Origin of the sequence: Aquirufa antheringensis (genome assembly GCF_004307425.1) — a bacterium.
Lineage (GTDB): Bacteria > Bacteroidota > Bacteroidia > Cytophagales > Spirosomataceae > Aquirufa > Aquirufa antheringensis.
Genome location: NZ_SEWZ01000002.1, coordinates 441,503 through 456,936 on the forward strand (window position 1 = coordinate 441,503; position 15,434 = coordinate 456,936).

At 43.6% G+C, this 15,434-nt stretch carries 15 protein-coding genes; 12 read left to right on the top strand and 3 right to left on the bottom strand.

Translation table 11 applies throughout. The features are described 5' to 3' along the window. Positions 1 to 27: 27 nt before the first annotated feature. From EWU21_RS04850 to EWU21_RS04860, 3 genes are read left to right on the top strand one after another with little or no spacing between them, the layout of a single operon-like run. Positions 28 to 486, top strand: coding sequence for a (2Fe-2S)-binding protein (locus tag EWU21_RS04850; RefSeq protein ID WP_317127223.1), 459 nt, complete (start codon positions 28 to 30; stop codon positions 484 to 486). Further along, complete coding sequence (locus EWU21_RS04855) at positions 483 to 2,723, top strand: xanthine dehydrogenase family protein molybdopterin-binding subunit (protein ID WP_130895682.1); 2,241 nt, start codon at positions 483 to 485, stop codon at positions 2,721 to 2,723. Before EWU21_RS04850 ends, EWU21_RS04855 begins: the two co-directional genes overlap by 4 nt. After that, positions 2,724 to 3,569, top strand: a complete 846-nt coding sequence (locus tag EWU21_RS04860) for an aldo/keto reductase (protein ID WP_130895683.1) — start codon at positions 2,724 to 2,726, stop codon at positions 3,567 to 3,569. Here the strand turns inward: EWU21_RS04860 and EWU21_RS04865 are convergent. Beyond that, complete coding sequence (locus EWU21_RS04865) at positions 3,564 to 5,786, bottom strand: xanthine dehydrogenase family protein molybdopterin-binding subunit (RefSeq protein ID WP_130895684.1); 2,223 nt, start codon at positions 5,784 to 5,786, stop codon at positions 3,564 to 3,566. The two genes, EWU21_RS04860 and EWU21_RS04865, sit on opposite strands and share 6 nt — an antisense overlap. 159 nt (positions 5,787 to 5,945) lie before the next feature. Here EWU21_RS04865 and EWU21_RS04870 point away from each other — a divergent pair, with 159 nt between their 5' ends. Continuing rightward, a complete protein-coding gene (locus tag EWU21_RS04870; RefSeq protein ID WP_130895685.1) occupies positions 5,946 to 6,848 on the top strand; it encodes a magnesium transporter CorA family protein in 903 nt (300 codons plus the stop codon). 154 nt (positions 6,849 to 7,002) lie between these two features. Here EWU21_RS04870 and EWU21_RS04875 read toward each other — a convergent pair whose 3' ends face one another. Next, positions 7,003 to 7,914: a LysR family transcriptional regulator gene (locus tag EWU21_RS04875; protein WP_130895686.1), complete on the bottom strand. Its 912-nt coding sequence runs from the start codon at positions 7,912 to 7,914 to the stop codon at positions 7,003 to 7,005. A 116-nt stretch (positions 7,915 to 8,030) separates the two neighbouring features. On the opposite strand from EWU21_RS04875, the gene EWU21_RS04880 reads away from it, so the two are divergent. From EWU21_RS04880 to EWU21_RS04890, 3 genes are read left to right on the top strand one after another with little or no spacing between them, the layout of a single operon-like run. Continuing rightward, on the top strand, positions 8,031 to 8,996 hold the full coding sequence (locus EWU21_RS04880; protein ID WP_317127220.1) for a sodium-dependent bicarbonate transport family permease: 966 nt from the start codon (positions 8,031 to 8,033) through the stop codon (positions 8,994 to 8,996). 18 nt (positions 8,997 to 9,014) lie between these two features. Next, positions 9,015 to 9,965 (top strand): L-threonylcarbamoyladenylate synthase, encoded by a 951-nt coding sequence (locus EWU21_RS04885; RefSeq protein WP_130895687.1) that lies wholly within the window; start codon positions 9,015 to 9,017, stop codon positions 9,963 to 9,965. Then, positions 9,962 to 11,305: a dihydroorotase gene (locus EWU21_RS04890; RefSeq protein ID WP_130895688.1), complete on the top strand. Its 1,344-nt coding sequence runs from the start codon at positions 9,962 to 9,964 to the stop codon at positions 11,303 to 11,305. The genes EWU21_RS04885 and EWU21_RS04890 overlap by 4 nt, the downstream gene beginning before the upstream one ends. Here EWU21_RS04890 and EWU21_RS04895 read toward each other — a convergent pair. Continuing rightward, positions 11,298 to 12,383 carry a Fic family protein gene (locus tag EWU21_RS04895; RefSeq protein ID WP_130895689.1) on the bottom strand — a complete coding sequence of 362 codons (1,086 nt, stop codon included), beginning with the start codon at positions 12,381 to 12,383 and terminating at the stop codon, positions 11,298 to 11,300. The two genes, EWU21_RS04890 and EWU21_RS04895, sit on opposite strands and share 8 nt — an antisense overlap. 150 nt (positions 12,384 to 12,533) lie before the next feature. Between EWU21_RS04895 and EWU21_RS04900 the strand changes: the two genes are divergently transcribed. From EWU21_RS04900 to EWU21_RS04915, 5 genes are all read left to right on the top strand, one after another. Further along, complete coding sequence (locus EWU21_RS04900; RefSeq protein ID WP_130895690.1) at positions 12,534 to 13,190, top strand: DUF4386 domain-containing protein; 657 nt, start codon at positions 12,534 to 12,536, stop codon at positions 13,188 to 13,190. Continuing rightward, a complete protein-coding gene (locus EWU21_RS04905) occupies positions 13,190 to 13,975 on the top strand; it encodes a PhzF family phenazine biosynthesis protein (protein ID WP_130895691.1) in 786 nt (261 codons plus the stop codon). Before EWU21_RS04900 ends, EWU21_RS04905 begins: the two co-directional genes overlap by 1 nt. 75 nt (positions 13,976 to 14,050) lie before the next feature. Then, positions 14,051 to 14,215, top strand: a complete 165-nt coding sequence (locus tag EWU21_RS11265; RefSeq protein ID WP_161566476.1) for a hypothetical protein — start codon at positions 14,051 to 14,053, stop codon at positions 14,213 to 14,215. A 153-nt stretch (positions 14,216 to 14,368) separates the two neighbouring features. Then, on the top strand, positions 14,369 to 14,809 hold the full coding sequence (locus EWU21_RS04910; protein ID WP_130895692.1) for a hypothetical protein: 441 nt from the start codon (positions 14,369 to 14,371) through the stop codon (positions 14,807 to 14,809). 98 nt (positions 14,810 to 14,907) lie between these two features. Beyond that, positions 14,908 to 15,423 carry a DinB family protein gene (locus EWU21_RS04915; protein ID WP_236633173.1) on the top strand — a complete coding sequence of 172 codons (516 nt, stop codon included), beginning with the start codon at positions 14,908 to 14,910 and terminating at the stop codon, positions 15,421 to 15,423. Positions 15,424 to 15,434 lie beyond the last annotated feature (11 nt).

Here is a 15,434-nt window from a genome sequence, read left to right on the forward strand (position 1 = left end):
CGATTCTCCTAAATCACAAAGACGATGATCAAGAAATATTCCGTTAAGATTAACAAGAAAGTCCACCAAGTAGAGGCGGACGAAAATATGCCCCTTTTGTGGGTGCTCCGTGACATCCTAGGAATGGAGGGCACGAAATACGGTTGCGGTGTCGGCTCTTGCGGCGCTTGCACGGTACACTTAAATGGCGACGCGGTTCGCTCTTGCCAATTGCCCATTTCGGCTTTAGCGGGAATGGAAATTACCACCATCGAAGGCTTATCAGCGAAAGGTGATCATCCCGTTCAAAAAGCATGGGTGGATGTGGACGTCGCGCAATGCGGATATTGTCAATCAGGCCAAATCATGAGCGCCGCGGCTCTTTTGAAAAACACGCCTAATCCGACGGAAGAGGATATTGAGAATTTCATGACCGGCAATATTTGTCGGTGTGGAACCTATACGCGTATCAAAAAAGCTATCCAACAAGCCGCTACGAAATCATGAAAAAGACAGACTCAAATTATAGTAGACGATCGTTCTTGAAAGTATCATCGCTATCCGGCGGAGGCATGATGCTAGGCATTTCTTGGTTCGCGAGTGCGAAGCCGGTGGAATCCTTAGGCGAATTGAACATCGAGCCCGTATGGCAAGAGGTGACAAGTTTCATCAAAATCGCATCGGATAATTCGATCAAAATATTCTCTCCTAATCCAGAGTTTGGCCAAAACGTAATGACCTCTTTACCGATGTTAATCGCGGAGGAATTAGATGTCGATTGGAAGCAAGTGGAAGTGGAACAAGGAAATTACGACCCCAAAGCTTTCCCGCGTCAGTTTACCGGAGGTAGCCAAGGTATTCGCATGGCTTGGAAGCAATTGCGGACGGTAGGTTCAGCAGCGCGTCAGATGATTTTGACGGCGGCCAGCCAGGCTTGGAATTTACCTGTTTCGGAATTGACCACGGCGAATGGAATGATCACGCACGCGTTCAGTGGGAAGTCAGAAACCTACGGCACTTTTGCCGCTGCGGCTGCAAAATTACCGGTGCCGAAGGACATCGTCTTGAAAGGAAATCAATCGTTCCGTTTAATTGGAACACCTCAAAAAAATGTGGTTGCACCCAAGATTGCACAAGGAAAACCCTTGTTCGGGATGGATTACCGCGAGGCCGGGATGTTAATTGCGATGACTGAACGTCCACCGGCTTTTGGTATGCGATTGAAATCCTTCGATGCAACCGCAGCGAAGAAGATGCCGGGAATCGTGGATATTTTTCCGATCCAAGTGTTTAATGACGACCATAAATTTGCAGGTTTTGATACGCGTTCGTTCAATGAAGTAATTGCCGTCGTGGGCAAGTCTACTTGGGATGTGATGAACGCACGCAAGAAAATCAAGGCCGTGTGGGAAGTCGCGCCAGAAAGAAAAGAGATGGGTGTAAATAACCGTGAAACAACGGTTCCCTCTGGACTTGAAAGCACGACGAAACATTACGCCCAAATGCTTGAAATGAGCAAAAAGCCAGGTGTCATCGAGCGAAAAGATGGTGATCCAGAGAAGGCATTTGCGGAGGCGAAACACGTAATTGAGCGGACTTATACCGCACCTTTTTTAGCTCATAATATCATGGAACCGACGAATACGTTTGCACATTATGTGGGCGATAAAGTTCGTTTCGTTGCGCCTATCCAAATCCCCGATTGGATTATGCCATCGATCGTGGCTCGTTTAGGTATCCCTAAAGAAAATATATCGATTGAATTAGTACGGATGGGCGGCGGTTTTGGTCGTCGTGCGTATGGCCATTACATGATCGAGGCGGCCTTGATTTCTAAGCAAGCGAATGCACCCGTTAAATTAATTTACTCGCGGGAGGATGATGTGAGTGCGGGTATTTACCGTCCGTCCTACCAGTTGACCTACCGCGCAGCTTTCGATGAAAATAAAAAGCTGATTGCTTTTCATGCCAAAGGTGGCGGCGTTCCTGAATCCCCTTTACATGCGAATCGTTTTCCGGCAGGTGCGATCGACAATTACCTAGCGGAGAGTTTTGTGATTCCATCGAACATTACGATTGGCGCTTTCCGTGCCCCTCGTTCGAATTTTAACGCCGCGGCGGAACAGTCGTTCTTGGATGAGATTTCAGAATACATGGGAAAGGATCCGATTGCGTTCCGTTTGGAATTATTGCAGCGGGCCAAAGATAACCCAGTAGGCAAAACCAACGATTACGACGCGAGCCGCTACATGGGCGTGCTGGAATTAGTGCGCGAAAAATCGGGCTGGGGAAAACCGGAAAACGCAGGTAAAAAGCGCGGGGTTTCGGCGTATTTCTGCCATAATTCCTATGCGGCACAGGTCATCGATTTACAGGTGAAAGGCGACCAAGTGACGGTTGACCAAGTAACAACAGCTTTGGATTGCGGCGTAGTCGTGAATCCGGAAGGAGCGAAAAACATGGCAGAAGGTGCGGCGATCGACGGGATTGGAAATGCTTTGTTTGGCCAGTTAACTATAACGGATGGTCGCACTGATCAACGCAATTTCGATACGTATCGCATGATTCGTCACAATGAGGCGCCGAAGAAAATTGATGTGCATTTTGTGAAGAATGAGATTGACCCGACGGGATTAGGCGAGCCGCCGTTCCCTCCGATTTTTGCTGCGGTGGCGAATGCGCTGTACAAGGCGACGGGGAAACGTTTTTACCAACAGCCTTTTCAGCCCCAACTAAAAGCGTAAATGGAGTTTGTTACCTTAAATAATGGAGTGAAGATGCCCATTTTGGGCTTTGGTGTATTTCAGATTCCAGATGCGGCGGCTTGCGAAAAGGCAGTTTTAGAGGCGATTTCTGTGGGTTATCGGTCCATCGATACGGCGGCCTCCTACGGAAACGAGGAGGCGGCAGGCCGTGCGCTGGCCGCTTCTGGTGTAGCCCGAAAGGACTTATTTATCACCACCAAATTGTGGATTCAAGGTCAAGGTTACGAAGGAACGATGGAGGCCTTTGAGCAATCTATGCAAAAATTAGGCCTCGATTACCTGGATTTGTATCTGATTCATCAGCCATATGGTGATGTTTTTGGGGAGTGGCGCGCGATGGAAAAATTGTATAAAGAAGGTCGTATCAAGGCGATTGGAATTAGTAATTTTCAACCGGATCGCGTGATGGATTTGATGGTTCATACCGAGGTAGTGCCGGCAGTAAATCAGGTGGAAACACATCCATTCCAACAGCAAATCGCGAACCAAACCTTCTTACAAGAAAACAATATTCAGATCGAATCTTGGGGACCTTTTGCGGAAGGAAAGAATGGGATGTTTAGCAACGAAGTCTTAGGGTCTATCGCTCAAAAACACAGTAAATCCATTGCCCAAGTTCTTCTGCGCTGGTTAGTTCAGCGTGGTATTGTCGCGATTCCCAAAACGGTGAGTCGGGAGCGCATGGTCGAAAATTTCGCCATTTTTGATTTTCAATTAAGCGAGTCGGACATGGTTCAAATCCAAACGCTCGATACGATGACGTCTAGCTTTTTTGATCACCGGGATCCCGTGATGGTTAAGTGGCTAGGGGAGCGTAAATTATAAATTATCTGAAAAAGGCTGCCGGTAATTTCTTTTGCCGGTGGCCTTGTACAGGGCATTCGCTAAAGCGCCGTAAACAGGGGGATATGCGGGTTCGCCCATACCTGTAGGGTCGATCTCATTCTTTACAAAATGCACATCGATTTTCTTCGGAGCCTCGTTGTGACGAATCATGCGGTAGGTATCAAAGTTCGAACTCTGTGGAACCCCATTTTCAATCGTCATTTTGCCAAACATCGCCGCGCCGATACCATCGACAATTCCGCCTTCCGACAAATTTTTCGCCCCATCTGGGTTGATGACGATCCCACAATCAATCGCACAACAGACGTTTTGAACCACCGGCGTTCCGTCTTTCATTTCGAGTTCAAGTACATGTGCGGCATAGGAATCGTGGCAGAAATAGGCGGATACCCCGAGTTTTTTTGTGGATTTCAAAGCATCCCAATTCGACTTTTTGCGTACTAAACGTAAGACCTCTGCGTAGCGTTCCGGTTCGTATTCGTTATTTTTGCCAACGGGTTTGTCCTTTGCGCGTTGTAGTAATTCCAGTCGGAAATCAATGGGATCTTTACCCGCAAATTCCGCTAATTCATCTAAGAAAGATTGCTCCGCCGCGGCCATGAAATTAGAACGTGGGGCCCGGAAAGAACCCACGGTGATATTGCTATCAATGGTCCAGTCTTCGGCTAAATAATTGTCCACCGCCCCTGCAGGGAATCGGTTTGGGAATAGTGGGGATTCTGGAATGCCTCCCGCTTTTACGTGAAAACCAATGACCTGATTATTCGCATCTAACGCGGCGCGATACGTCGCAGTATAAGTCGAACGGTAAATGCCCGCTGTCATATCGTCTTCGCGGGAATAAATTAATTTGACAGGCGCTTGAACTTGTTGGGATATTAATGCCGCCTCAATCAACCAGTGTGAATAGGATCGCCGTCCGAAGCCACCGCCTAAGCGCGTCATTTTAATGTCGATGTTTTCCAAAGGAATACCGATGCGAGCCGAAAGTGTTTGCTCGCTGAATTCCGGCTTTTGCAAAGGACCTGCCAGGCTCGCTTTGTCTTTTGTGACATGTGCGAAAAAGTTCATAGGTTCCATGCAATTATGGGCTAGATATGGGCCATAATAGGTGCGTTCAATGATTTTGGAGGCTTGTTTGAAGGCCGATTCAATGTCGCCGTCCTTTCGGCGGACGATGCCAGGCACCTCTTTTTTAGCCGCCATTTGTGCTTGATGCCCGGTGCTGCTCTCGAGGCCGGCTGGAACGGTTTCCGTGATTTTCCGACCGAGCATATCCCTTTTTTGGGTATAGGTTTCGATCGGTTTCCAGGTGACTTGAAGGACTTTTTTGGCCTGCATGACTTCCCAGGTATTTCGACCCACGATAGCGACGACTTCCGGGAAAGTAGTGGTATCAAAGAAGGTTTTTTCGTAGCCTTCGTTATACAGTTTAATCGGGAAAACAGCTTTAATTCCGGGCATTTTCAAGGCGCGGGCGGCATCAACAGATTTCAATGTCATGCCAAAAGCCGGAGGGTGCGTGACCATCGCAATTAGCATGCCGGGAACACGCGTGTCGATGCCAAAAAGTGGTTGACCCGACACTATTTTTCGGATGTCTACTTGTTGTTTCGATTTTCCGATGATCTTGAAATCTTTGACAGCTTTCAAAGCAACTTGAGTAGGTACGGGAATGGTTGATGCGAATTGTGCCATTTGGCCATAGGTTGCGCTTTTCCCTGATGCGGAATGCGATAAAACGCCAGCCTCTGTGCTAATTTCCGAAGTGGGAACATTCCATTGCAATGCCGCTGCCTCGCGAAGGAGTTGGCGCGCTGTCGCCCCCGCAGTACGCAAAGGCTTCCAACCTTGATGTATCGCTTGGCTACCACCGATGAACTGTCGGGTGAAATGTTTAGTATCTAAATCGGCCTGAATAACCTCCACTTGTTTCCAATCCACATCCAATTCCTCCGCTACGATCATCGGCATGGAAGTCTTCACGCCCTGCCCGCCTTCGGGATTAGGGGACATGATCTGGATGCGATTATCTGGCAAAATTTTGACAAAACCATTCAGTTCAATCGGCTGTGTTCCTGGAGCGGTTTGCGCACTCGCCTTTGAAAAAAAGGAGAAGCTAATCAAGAGTCCGCCACCACTAAGCGCAGAAGATTTCAGGAAGGCTCTACGGTTCAGGGAGGATGAATTTTTCATGGTTTAGGTTCAAACGGAAGACCTAATTAAACCAACAAATGCGAGAAAGCGAAATATATTTTACGGGTATTTCTACCATAATTACGGATGTGTGTAAATCTTCCGTTAAATTTAGAAAACGAGGCTTTAATTTCTATTTTTGATTTTCTCTAGACTATTATGGCAATCGTAAAATCAAAATGTCCTAACCAAAAGCTTGAATGGGTTGACCTCACGGCACCCACATCCTCCGAATTAGAGGAAATTAGTCAGGTATATGGCTTGAATAAATACGCGACTTTTGCTTGTCTGCAACCAGACCACCTTCCGAAACACGAGGATATAGATGGAACACACTTTATCATTACGCGGGTGCTCATTCCAATTAGTGCCGGACAATCAGTTTCGATTCAATCCATCTCGACTAAAATTGCCTTTTTTTACCGCCCCGGGTTGTTGATTACGGTGCATCGTTTGCCTCATGCATTTATGGACGAGGTCAAGGAAAAGCTTTTTGACAAGGGCGATTTTAAGCGAGTGGAATCCATTGTTGCCAAAATGCTTTGGCATATTTTGCATTCCTATGAAACACCGGCGGTGCGCTTGTCAAACGAGCTAGATGATTTTGAAAGCAAAGTGTTTTCGCAGAATTTGACACCTCAAATGTTGTCTGAATTATACCAAATCAAACGCAAATCGCTAATGAGTAAAAAGCTATTATTGTTTAGTCAGGAGGCGGTTAGTTCCATTAAATTACCAGATTCCGAATCGGATGACTTGCAGGACACACGCGATTTGCATTTAAAGTTGTTGAACATCTATGATCAGATTCATGAAGATGTATCCAATTTGGTGAATTTTTACTTGTCGATTTCCGCGCAGAAGACGAATGATGTGATTAAGGTCTTGACGATTTTCTCCGTATTTTTTATGCCATTAACCTTTGTGGCGGGGATTTATGGGATGAATTTTGATTACATGCCAGAGCTAAGAGAACGCTGGGGTTATCCGGCATTACTCGGGTTTATGATGCTGCTCAGCGGTTTGATTTATGTGTGGTTTAGGCGGAAGAAGTGGTTATAAGTTCTGTTTATGGTTTTTATAAAATAGTTTAAATTTTATTATTCATTACGCTTGCCTAGATTTGTTCGCAAACGACTCTGACTCAATTCATTTGTGTTAGTTTAATTAATGAAAAAATAATCTATAAAAGCCAGGCATCCTTTGCTTGGCTTTTTTATTGAAAGTATTTCTGCTTGATCTGGTCTTTATTTTCGCCTACATAAGTTAAGAACGCTTTGGAAACGGGGGACAAACTTTTGTCCTTGTGCCAAATTAATTTCCATTTCGTGGAGATGGGCAAACCCTCTCGCTCGATAATTTTTAAAGTCCCTGCTTTGACTTCATTTTTAATGCCTATAATGGGCATGATGGAATAGCCTAAACCGGCAATGACAGCCTGTTTAACGGCTTCATTTGACATTAATTCAATTTTTTTCAAGCCATCTACCCCCTGTTTTTTAAAATAACTTTCCATTATTTTTCGCGTGCCTGACCCATATTCACGGAAGATGAGGGGAAGTTCATTTTTGAAATCTTGGTAATTAAAGGTGGGCTTCATCTTAGCCGTTTCACTGTTACCAATGAGGTATAAATCGTTTGAAAGTAGGTCGATGGAGTCAAAGGTGGGGTTGTCTAAAGCATCTGAAACGAGGCTAAAATCTACTTCGTTTTCGAGTTGACTTTCGAGTACTTTTTCTCGGTTAGTTACGTCAATACTTATTTCCACGCCGGGATTCGTACGCAGGAAATCGCTCAGAAAATAGGGTAAAACATATTTGCCTGTGGATACAATGGAAATTTTTAGACGACCCACCAGCTGGTCTTTGAACGCCATCGTTTTGTAATTAATGGCATAGACTTGGTCCAAGATGCTTTTAGCAGATTCCGCAATTTCTTTTCCAAAATCCGTGATGTAAATTTTCTTCCCGATGATCTCGATCAGAGGAATGTCGAACTGCGCTTGTAGGTTTTTGATCTGAATGGAAACTGCGGGCTGTGTAAGGTTTAGTTCTTCAGCAGCCTTTGTGATACTGTTGGTTTGTACCACCTTCAAGAAAATCTGTAGTTGATTTAGTGTATAGTTCATAACGTGTCATTATGTATTGCATTATAAACTTAAATAAAAATTATCAATATTTAGTGATTTACTTTGTGGTAGAATCAAGCAGCATGCCCTCCGCCTTTTACACAAGGCAATTAAATATGATCAACTTTGAACTACTTTCTTTTAATTTGACAAATCCCACTTTATTGTTTTTCATCTTGGGGGTGTTTGCGAAATATGTCAAGAGTGATTTAGAGGTTCCGGCGGCATCAAAAAACTTCATTTCACTGTATCTGCTATTTTCCATCGGATTTAATGGGGGAAGTGAACTAGCGGTCACTGGAATTACGAATGAAGTAATTGTTAGTCTCTTATTTGGTATGTTATTAGCGCTGATTATTCCGCTCTACTCCTATTTCATTTTAAGAATTAAATTAAATTCCTCTGACGCGGGAGCTATCGCGGCCTCTTATGGCTCTGTCAGCGCAGTTACGTTTGTTTCTGCGGTCGCTTTTTTAGAAATGAATGACCTAAAGGTGGGAGGGGAAATGGTCGCCGTCATGGCATCCATGGAGTTTCCGGCCATTATTATGGGGGTTATTCTACTGAATCTATTCCCAGATAAAAAAGAGAATGCCCCCGTGCAGTGGAAGGGAGCTATGAAACATTCACTGACCAATGGAAGTGTACTGATGATTTTTGGAAGTTTATTAATCGGTTTTGTGTCCGATTCCTCTCAATCTATTGGAATTAAGCATTTTACTTCAGACATTTTCAAGGGCTTTTTAGCCATCTTTTTATTAGACATGGGGATGGTGGCGGCTAGCAGGTTTAAGGCATTCAAAAAACAAGGTTCGTTTTTACTGCTTTTTGCCTTGCTAGTGCCACTTTTTAATGGAGTTTGTGTCGCCTTTATTTCCCAATTCATCACAGATAATGTAGGGAATAGACTGATATTTTCCATTTTAGCAGCCAGCGCTTCCTACATTGCAGTCCCTGCAGCGATGCGCTTGGTGGCACCTAAAGCGGATCCGGGGATCTATATTCCGATGGCTCTGGGCGTCACATTCCCACTCAATGTCACGATTGGTTTGCCATTATATATGCAAATTATCCATGGCTAATTTCCCTTATTGAAGTAGATGATTACGTCAGATTTATCTTTTGTTAAAGACCAGTTAGAAAAAGGTGAAGTGGTCGGAATTCCTACGGAAACCGTCTATGGTTTAGCGGCTAACATTTACGATGAGCAAGCGATTGCGAAGATTTTTAGTACCAAAGGAAGGCCTAACACGAACCCTTTGATTGTCCACGTCAAATCGATGGATCAAGCGCGCACTTTGGTCTCGTATTTTCCTCTCAAAGCAACCCTATTGGCGGAGCGTTTTTGGCCAGGTTCTTTAACCTTAATCTTGCCTAAAAGCGATTTGATTTCTGACGCGATAACTGCTCAGCAATCAACGGTAGCGATACGAATGCCTAAGCACCGTAAAACCTTAGCGTTATTGGAAGCGCTAGATTTTCCACTAGCGGCTCCCAGCGCAAATCCCTACAATCGAATTAGTCCTACCTGCGCTGCGCATGTGGAGGATTATTTCCCCCAAATTCCCATCTTAGAAGGCGGTAATTGCGAGGCAGGAGTAGAGTCGACCATTCTCTCTTTTGATGGAGATGAGGTCGTTTTACTGCGGCATGGCGCTATTTCCATAGAGCAAATTGAGGAGGTAGCCGGACGTATTTTGGACAGAACATCCTCTGAGTCCTTGCACCTCGCACCCGGCAGAAGCAAGAAGCATTATTCGCCCTTATGTGAATTAATTATTAGCTATGAACCGCTGTTTATGCTGAGTGCCGTTCAGCAAAAGAAAGTGGCTATTTTATGGTTTAAAGAAGTGAAAATTGATAGTCCCAAAGTCGCCATCAACCATATCCTCTCTCCTAGTGGAAGTTTTAAAGAGGCGGCCGCAAACATGTATGACGCTTTGCATCAATTAGAAAAATCAGGGGTGGAATTAATTATTGTAGAGCGTCTGCCTAATTATAATTTGGGACGTACCATTAATGACCGATTTGAAAGAGCAGCCGCGAAATGAAAAAACAAGTACTTGTAAACGCTAAAATCGTCAATGAAGGCACCTCCTTTTTTTCGGACGTGTTGATTCATCACGGTCGAATTGAAAAAATAGCCCCCCATATTTCTGACCCCAATGCAGATGTTTTCGACCTTCAGGGGAATTATTTGATCCCCGGAATGATCGATGATCAGGTGCATTTTAGAGATCCGGGATTAACCTATAAAGGCAATTTAACCACAGAATCTAGAGCAGCTGTTGCAGGCGGCGTAACCTCCTTTATGGATATGCCTAACACTATTCCGAATACGCTAACCCGCGATTTATTGGAACAAAAATACCAAGCAGCGGCGCAGCAATCGCTCGCGAATTATTCCTTTTTTATGGGGGTAACCGCTGGCAATTTAGAGGAGGCCTTGCGGGTAGATAACGAGAGTGTTTGTGGCATTACGGATGATGGGCTGTACTTTAATGAACAACAAATTCTAGCGAATAACCCGGAATATTTGGAAAAATTATTCTCGCGTGCAGAAACCTTGGTTGCCTTACACAGCGAGGACGAATCCATTATTGATCAAAATTACGAGCGGTATTTTACCGAAACGAAAGGCCAAATTACTTTTGCTTTACATGCTAAAATTCGAAGTACGGGGGCCTGCGTGACGGCCACAAAACGGGTTTTGGACATACAATCAAAACACCAAAACAGGCTCCATTTTTTCCATATTTCCACTGGCGAAGAAGCGATGCTTTTCCCCGCCTCTACCGATTATAGAAACAAACGAGTAACAGCAGAAGCCTGTATTCATCACCTGTGGTTTACGGAAAAAGACTATGAAAAAAGTGGGGGCGATATTAAATGGAATCCCTCCATCAAGACGGAATTTGATCGGGTAACGTTAATCCAGGCATTGAAAGAAGGGCGGATCGATATTATCGCCTCAGACCACGCGCCTCACAGTAAGGAAGAAAAACAAGGAACCTACGAACAAGTGAAATCGGGTGCGCCCATCGTACAGCATACCTTGCCGCTCCTGTTTGAATTAGCTTCTCGGGGGGAAATTTCCGTCGAACAAATTGTCGAAAAAACCAGTCATCGGGTAGCGGATATCTACCGTTTGAAGGACAGAGGGTATCTACGCGAAGGCTACTATGCAGATCTAGTGGAAATGCAGCCCAATTCCCCGTGGCATGTTACCACAACATCTCTTTTTTATAGGTGTGGATGGGCACCGGTAGTGGGGGAGCGACTTTCTGCTAAAGTAAAACGTACGTTTGTAAATGGAAATCTCGTATTTCAGGAGGATGCGTTTATGTCGGATGCCAAAGGTTCTCGTTTATTCTTCGAAAAGATCAGGTAGCATTTTTTTGACCACTTAATAGTTTAAATAATTTCACGTGTTCATAATAGTTCTCCCTACCTATTTTATGTTTTACCAAGATATTGGCGCTAACCAAATCATCCAAATAGCGAATGGCCGTATTTCTGCTAACCCTTAAATCTTTCTGTAGGTATTCTATTTTGGTATAAGGGTATTTGAAAAGACTATTTAGTAGGTCTTGGCTATATAGTTTAGGTGCCAATGCTCTAATCTGGCTTTTTTGTTCTTGCATCAATAATCGGAGCGCTTGAATTAATATAATCCCTTCTTTAGCCGTTTTTTCTACTCCATCTAGGATAAATAACATCCATGCCTCCCACGACTCTTTTACACGGATTTCTTGAAGTAATCGATAATAGTCGTTTTTATGGGCGATGATGTAGCTGCTTAGATAAAGAATAGGCAAAGTTAAGAGTCCTTTTTGGACCAAATACAATACATTAATAATTCGTCCAGTTCTGCCGTTACCATCATAAAAGGGGTGAATACTTTCGAATTGATAATGAATGATAGCCATCTTTATTAATGGGTCAAGGTCCATCATCGAATCATCATTGATAAAGGATTCCAGGTTTTGCATCAAGTTAAGGATGGTATCGTAGTCTTGTGGGGGTGTATGAATAACTTCTCCTGTTTGATCATTTAATAATTTTGTGCCGGGAAGCCTTCTAAAACCGGCCTTGTTTTGTTCAACGACTTCTTGGATTTGCAGGATTGTATTATTCGTAAGTAATCCATTTGTTTTAACAAGGTCAAAGCCCTCAATTAATGCTTTTGCATACTGGTGAACTTCTTTAGCTGCAGGGCTAGCAAACTGCTGGTTTTGAAAACTACTTCGATAGATTTCATCAAATGTGCTAATGATGTTTTCTATCGCGGAACTTTCCCTCGCCTCTCTAAGGGCTAACGTTTCCAAAAGAATACGTTCATTTGGAAGGCTACTGATGACCCCTTTAAATTCTGCCAAAGCCTGGTGTGCTAACGCTGATTTACGCAAAACTGCTTTGGTTTCAATATCCTGATGCAAAGGCAGTAGAGGGATTTTTGTCGTTTCCATTTCGAAATATAACCCAAAAATTTAATTATTTGGGTTGTTTCGATTAACTATAACCCAAATAATCAACATTTTGGTATATATCTGCTGCGCTCAATCGCCGTTTATATAATAGACGGGTCTAAAGATGTTTAAATTGTCGTACTTGCTTCCATGACAGCATCGCGCAAAACTTCCCTGACCGCCGGTATTCTTTACCTGCTCACCTTTATTTCCATCCCCACTTTATCGCTTTACCACGAAATTCACCAGCCGAATTTTGTTATCAGCTCAGCGCCATCAACTGATGTGGTGCTCGGAGGGATGTTAGAACTGGTGATGGCTTTGGCCTGTATCGGTACGGCTTTGGCGTTTTATCCGGTCCTAAAGAAGCAAAATGAAATGCTCGCTTTGGGTTTTGTGGCGGCGCGGATTTTAGAAGCGGCGCTGATTTTTGCGGGAGTTGCGAGCCTATTAACGGTCTTGAATTTGCGCTCTCTAGGTGCAGAAGCACAGGTGGTTTCCCGAGGGTTAGTGATGTTGTATGATCGTTTGTTTTTGATTAGCCAAAGTTTCATCCCGGCCATCAATGGGCTATTGTTAGGATCACTCTTGTACCAAACTCGTTTAGTCCCTCGCATTTTACCCATTATTGGGATCATCGGCGCCTTTACTTTAGTAGCCGGTGATGTAGCCGTTTTGTATGGTGTGTATGATCAGCGAGCACCTATCGCCGGCTTATCAGCGGTCCCAATTGCGCTGTGGGAATTTTCGCTGGGGATTTATTTGACGATTAAAGGATTTAAAGAAAATGCCGTAATTTTAGGTTAATGAAAATTCCTATTTATCAAGTCGACGCCTTTACGAACGAACGCTTTAAAGGCAATCCTGCTGCGGTTTGCCCCTTAGACAATTGGCTTCCAGCTGCCGTGATGCAAAACATCGCAGCGGAGAATAATTTAGCGGAAACGGCCTTCGTTGTAGCCGCCGGCGAAAACTTCGAAATCCGTTGGTTTACGCCCACGGTTGAAGTGGACTTATGCGGACATGCGACCTTAGCGAGTGCGTATGTATTATTTAACGAATTAGGTTTTTCAGGGGACCAAATCAACTTCATTTCTCATCGAAGCGGTCCTTTATCCGTGACAAAAAATGGCTCCATTTTAGCCTTGAATTTTCCCGTTGATTCATTGACGGAATTAACCTTAAAACCAGAGGTTGCCATAGGATTATCGCAGACGCCTCGCGCCGTTTTTAAAGGCAAAACGGATTACTTATTTGTCTACGATTCGGAAGCGGAAATCTTGGCTTTGCAACCAGATTTCGTAGCCTTAAAAGCGCATCCTGTTCGCGGGATTATCGTAACGGCTCCCGGTGAAACGACGGATTTTGTGTCGCGCTTTTTTGGGCCAGCTTGTGGCGTGAATGAAGATCCGGTGACGGGTTCAGCGCACACGACTTTGACACCTTATTGGGCTTCGATTTTAGGTAAGACGGAATTAACGGCTCGTCAATTATCACAAAGAACAGGTGACTTAACCTGTAACTTAATGGGCGATCGCGTGGAGATAGCTGGCGAAGCTGTGTTATATTTAAAGGGAGAGATAGAAGTGTAATATGTTAATTATAAGCATATTGGATTTTAATACAGAAATTAAATTGTAATTTTGTATTTCAATAATTCTCCAATTATGGAAAACTTTTCTAATACTGAAAAACGAGTTGTTTTTTTTCAAAAGCAATTGGAGAAAGCGATGCCTGCGGTTAGACAACAAATTAAGGTCTATGAGTCTCATGTTAAATCAGGTAATACGAATAAATCACCTAAAGTAGCACCTCAATTCCATAATGCATAAATCACGATTGCCGGTGATTGCGGGATGCAATGGCTCTGGTAAATCTTCGTTTTCAAAGTACTTAGTTCCCTCGCCAAATACGTTCCTTTTGATTATGATTCCCATTTCTTAAGCCATTATAGGGCCTTAATAGATATTGATATTAAGGAACAAATGGCACATAATTTAGCGTCATCGGATTTAAACGTTGAGATTGAAGAAGCATGGAAAAGTAGGAAAGATTTCGCTTATGAAACAAATTTTGATAGTGAACCCATGTACTGGCCTGATAAATTTAAAGCCAAAGGGTATGACCTTTTTCTGATATTTCTTTGTTTGGATTCCCTCGAGTTAGCGAATAATCGAGTTTCAATAAGGGTAGAAAATGGGGGACATTTCGTTCCTACATTTGAGGTGGAGCGAAGGTATTTTGCAGGATTTAAAAACTTGAATAAGTATTATGCTCGGTTTGATTTTATAGATATATTTGAAGGTTCTGCTCATGCAAAAATCCCTGAGCACTTGGCAACTGTTGAAAAAGGAAAAGTGGTCTTTTCAACTTTGGAATGTTATATGTACTTAAAAAACCTAATTCCTGTGTTAATTTCCCGCTAAGTAGCTCATTTAATTACCTTTTTGCTAGGAGGAAATAACCCATAAAGAGGAAAAACAGTCAATAAACGAATTAACAACCCTTATAAATGATAATGAACATGAAAAAATTAATCACCTTTTTTGCCATTTTAGCGATGGCCACCAGCTTAACAGCTCAAACACCTAAAGCGAATTTGCTTAAAGAATGGGAGCGCGCGCGTGCTTACACGAAAGAGTATTTAGAGGCGATGCCAGAAACGGGTTATGCGTTAAAACCTACGAAAGAAATGCGGTCATTTGCGGGTCAAATGCTTCACTTAAGCGACGCGATTTACATGATTGTGGGAACAGCCACGGATGTAGCGCCTACGGTAAAGGATTTGGAAAAATCAAATGACGTAGCGAAAGTAAGTGTGACGGACAAAGTGTTAGCAGCGTATGATTTTGCCATTAATGCCATCAAAAATGTACCGGATGCAAAATTAGCAGAATCGGTTAAATTATTTGGTCGATTTGAATTGACAAAAGGTCAAGCAATCGATAAAGCGTTTGAACATCAAACGCACCACCGTGGTCAAGCGACGGTCTATATCCGTTTAGCGGGTGCTACACCTCCACAAGAGAAATTGTTCTAGTCTAAACAATT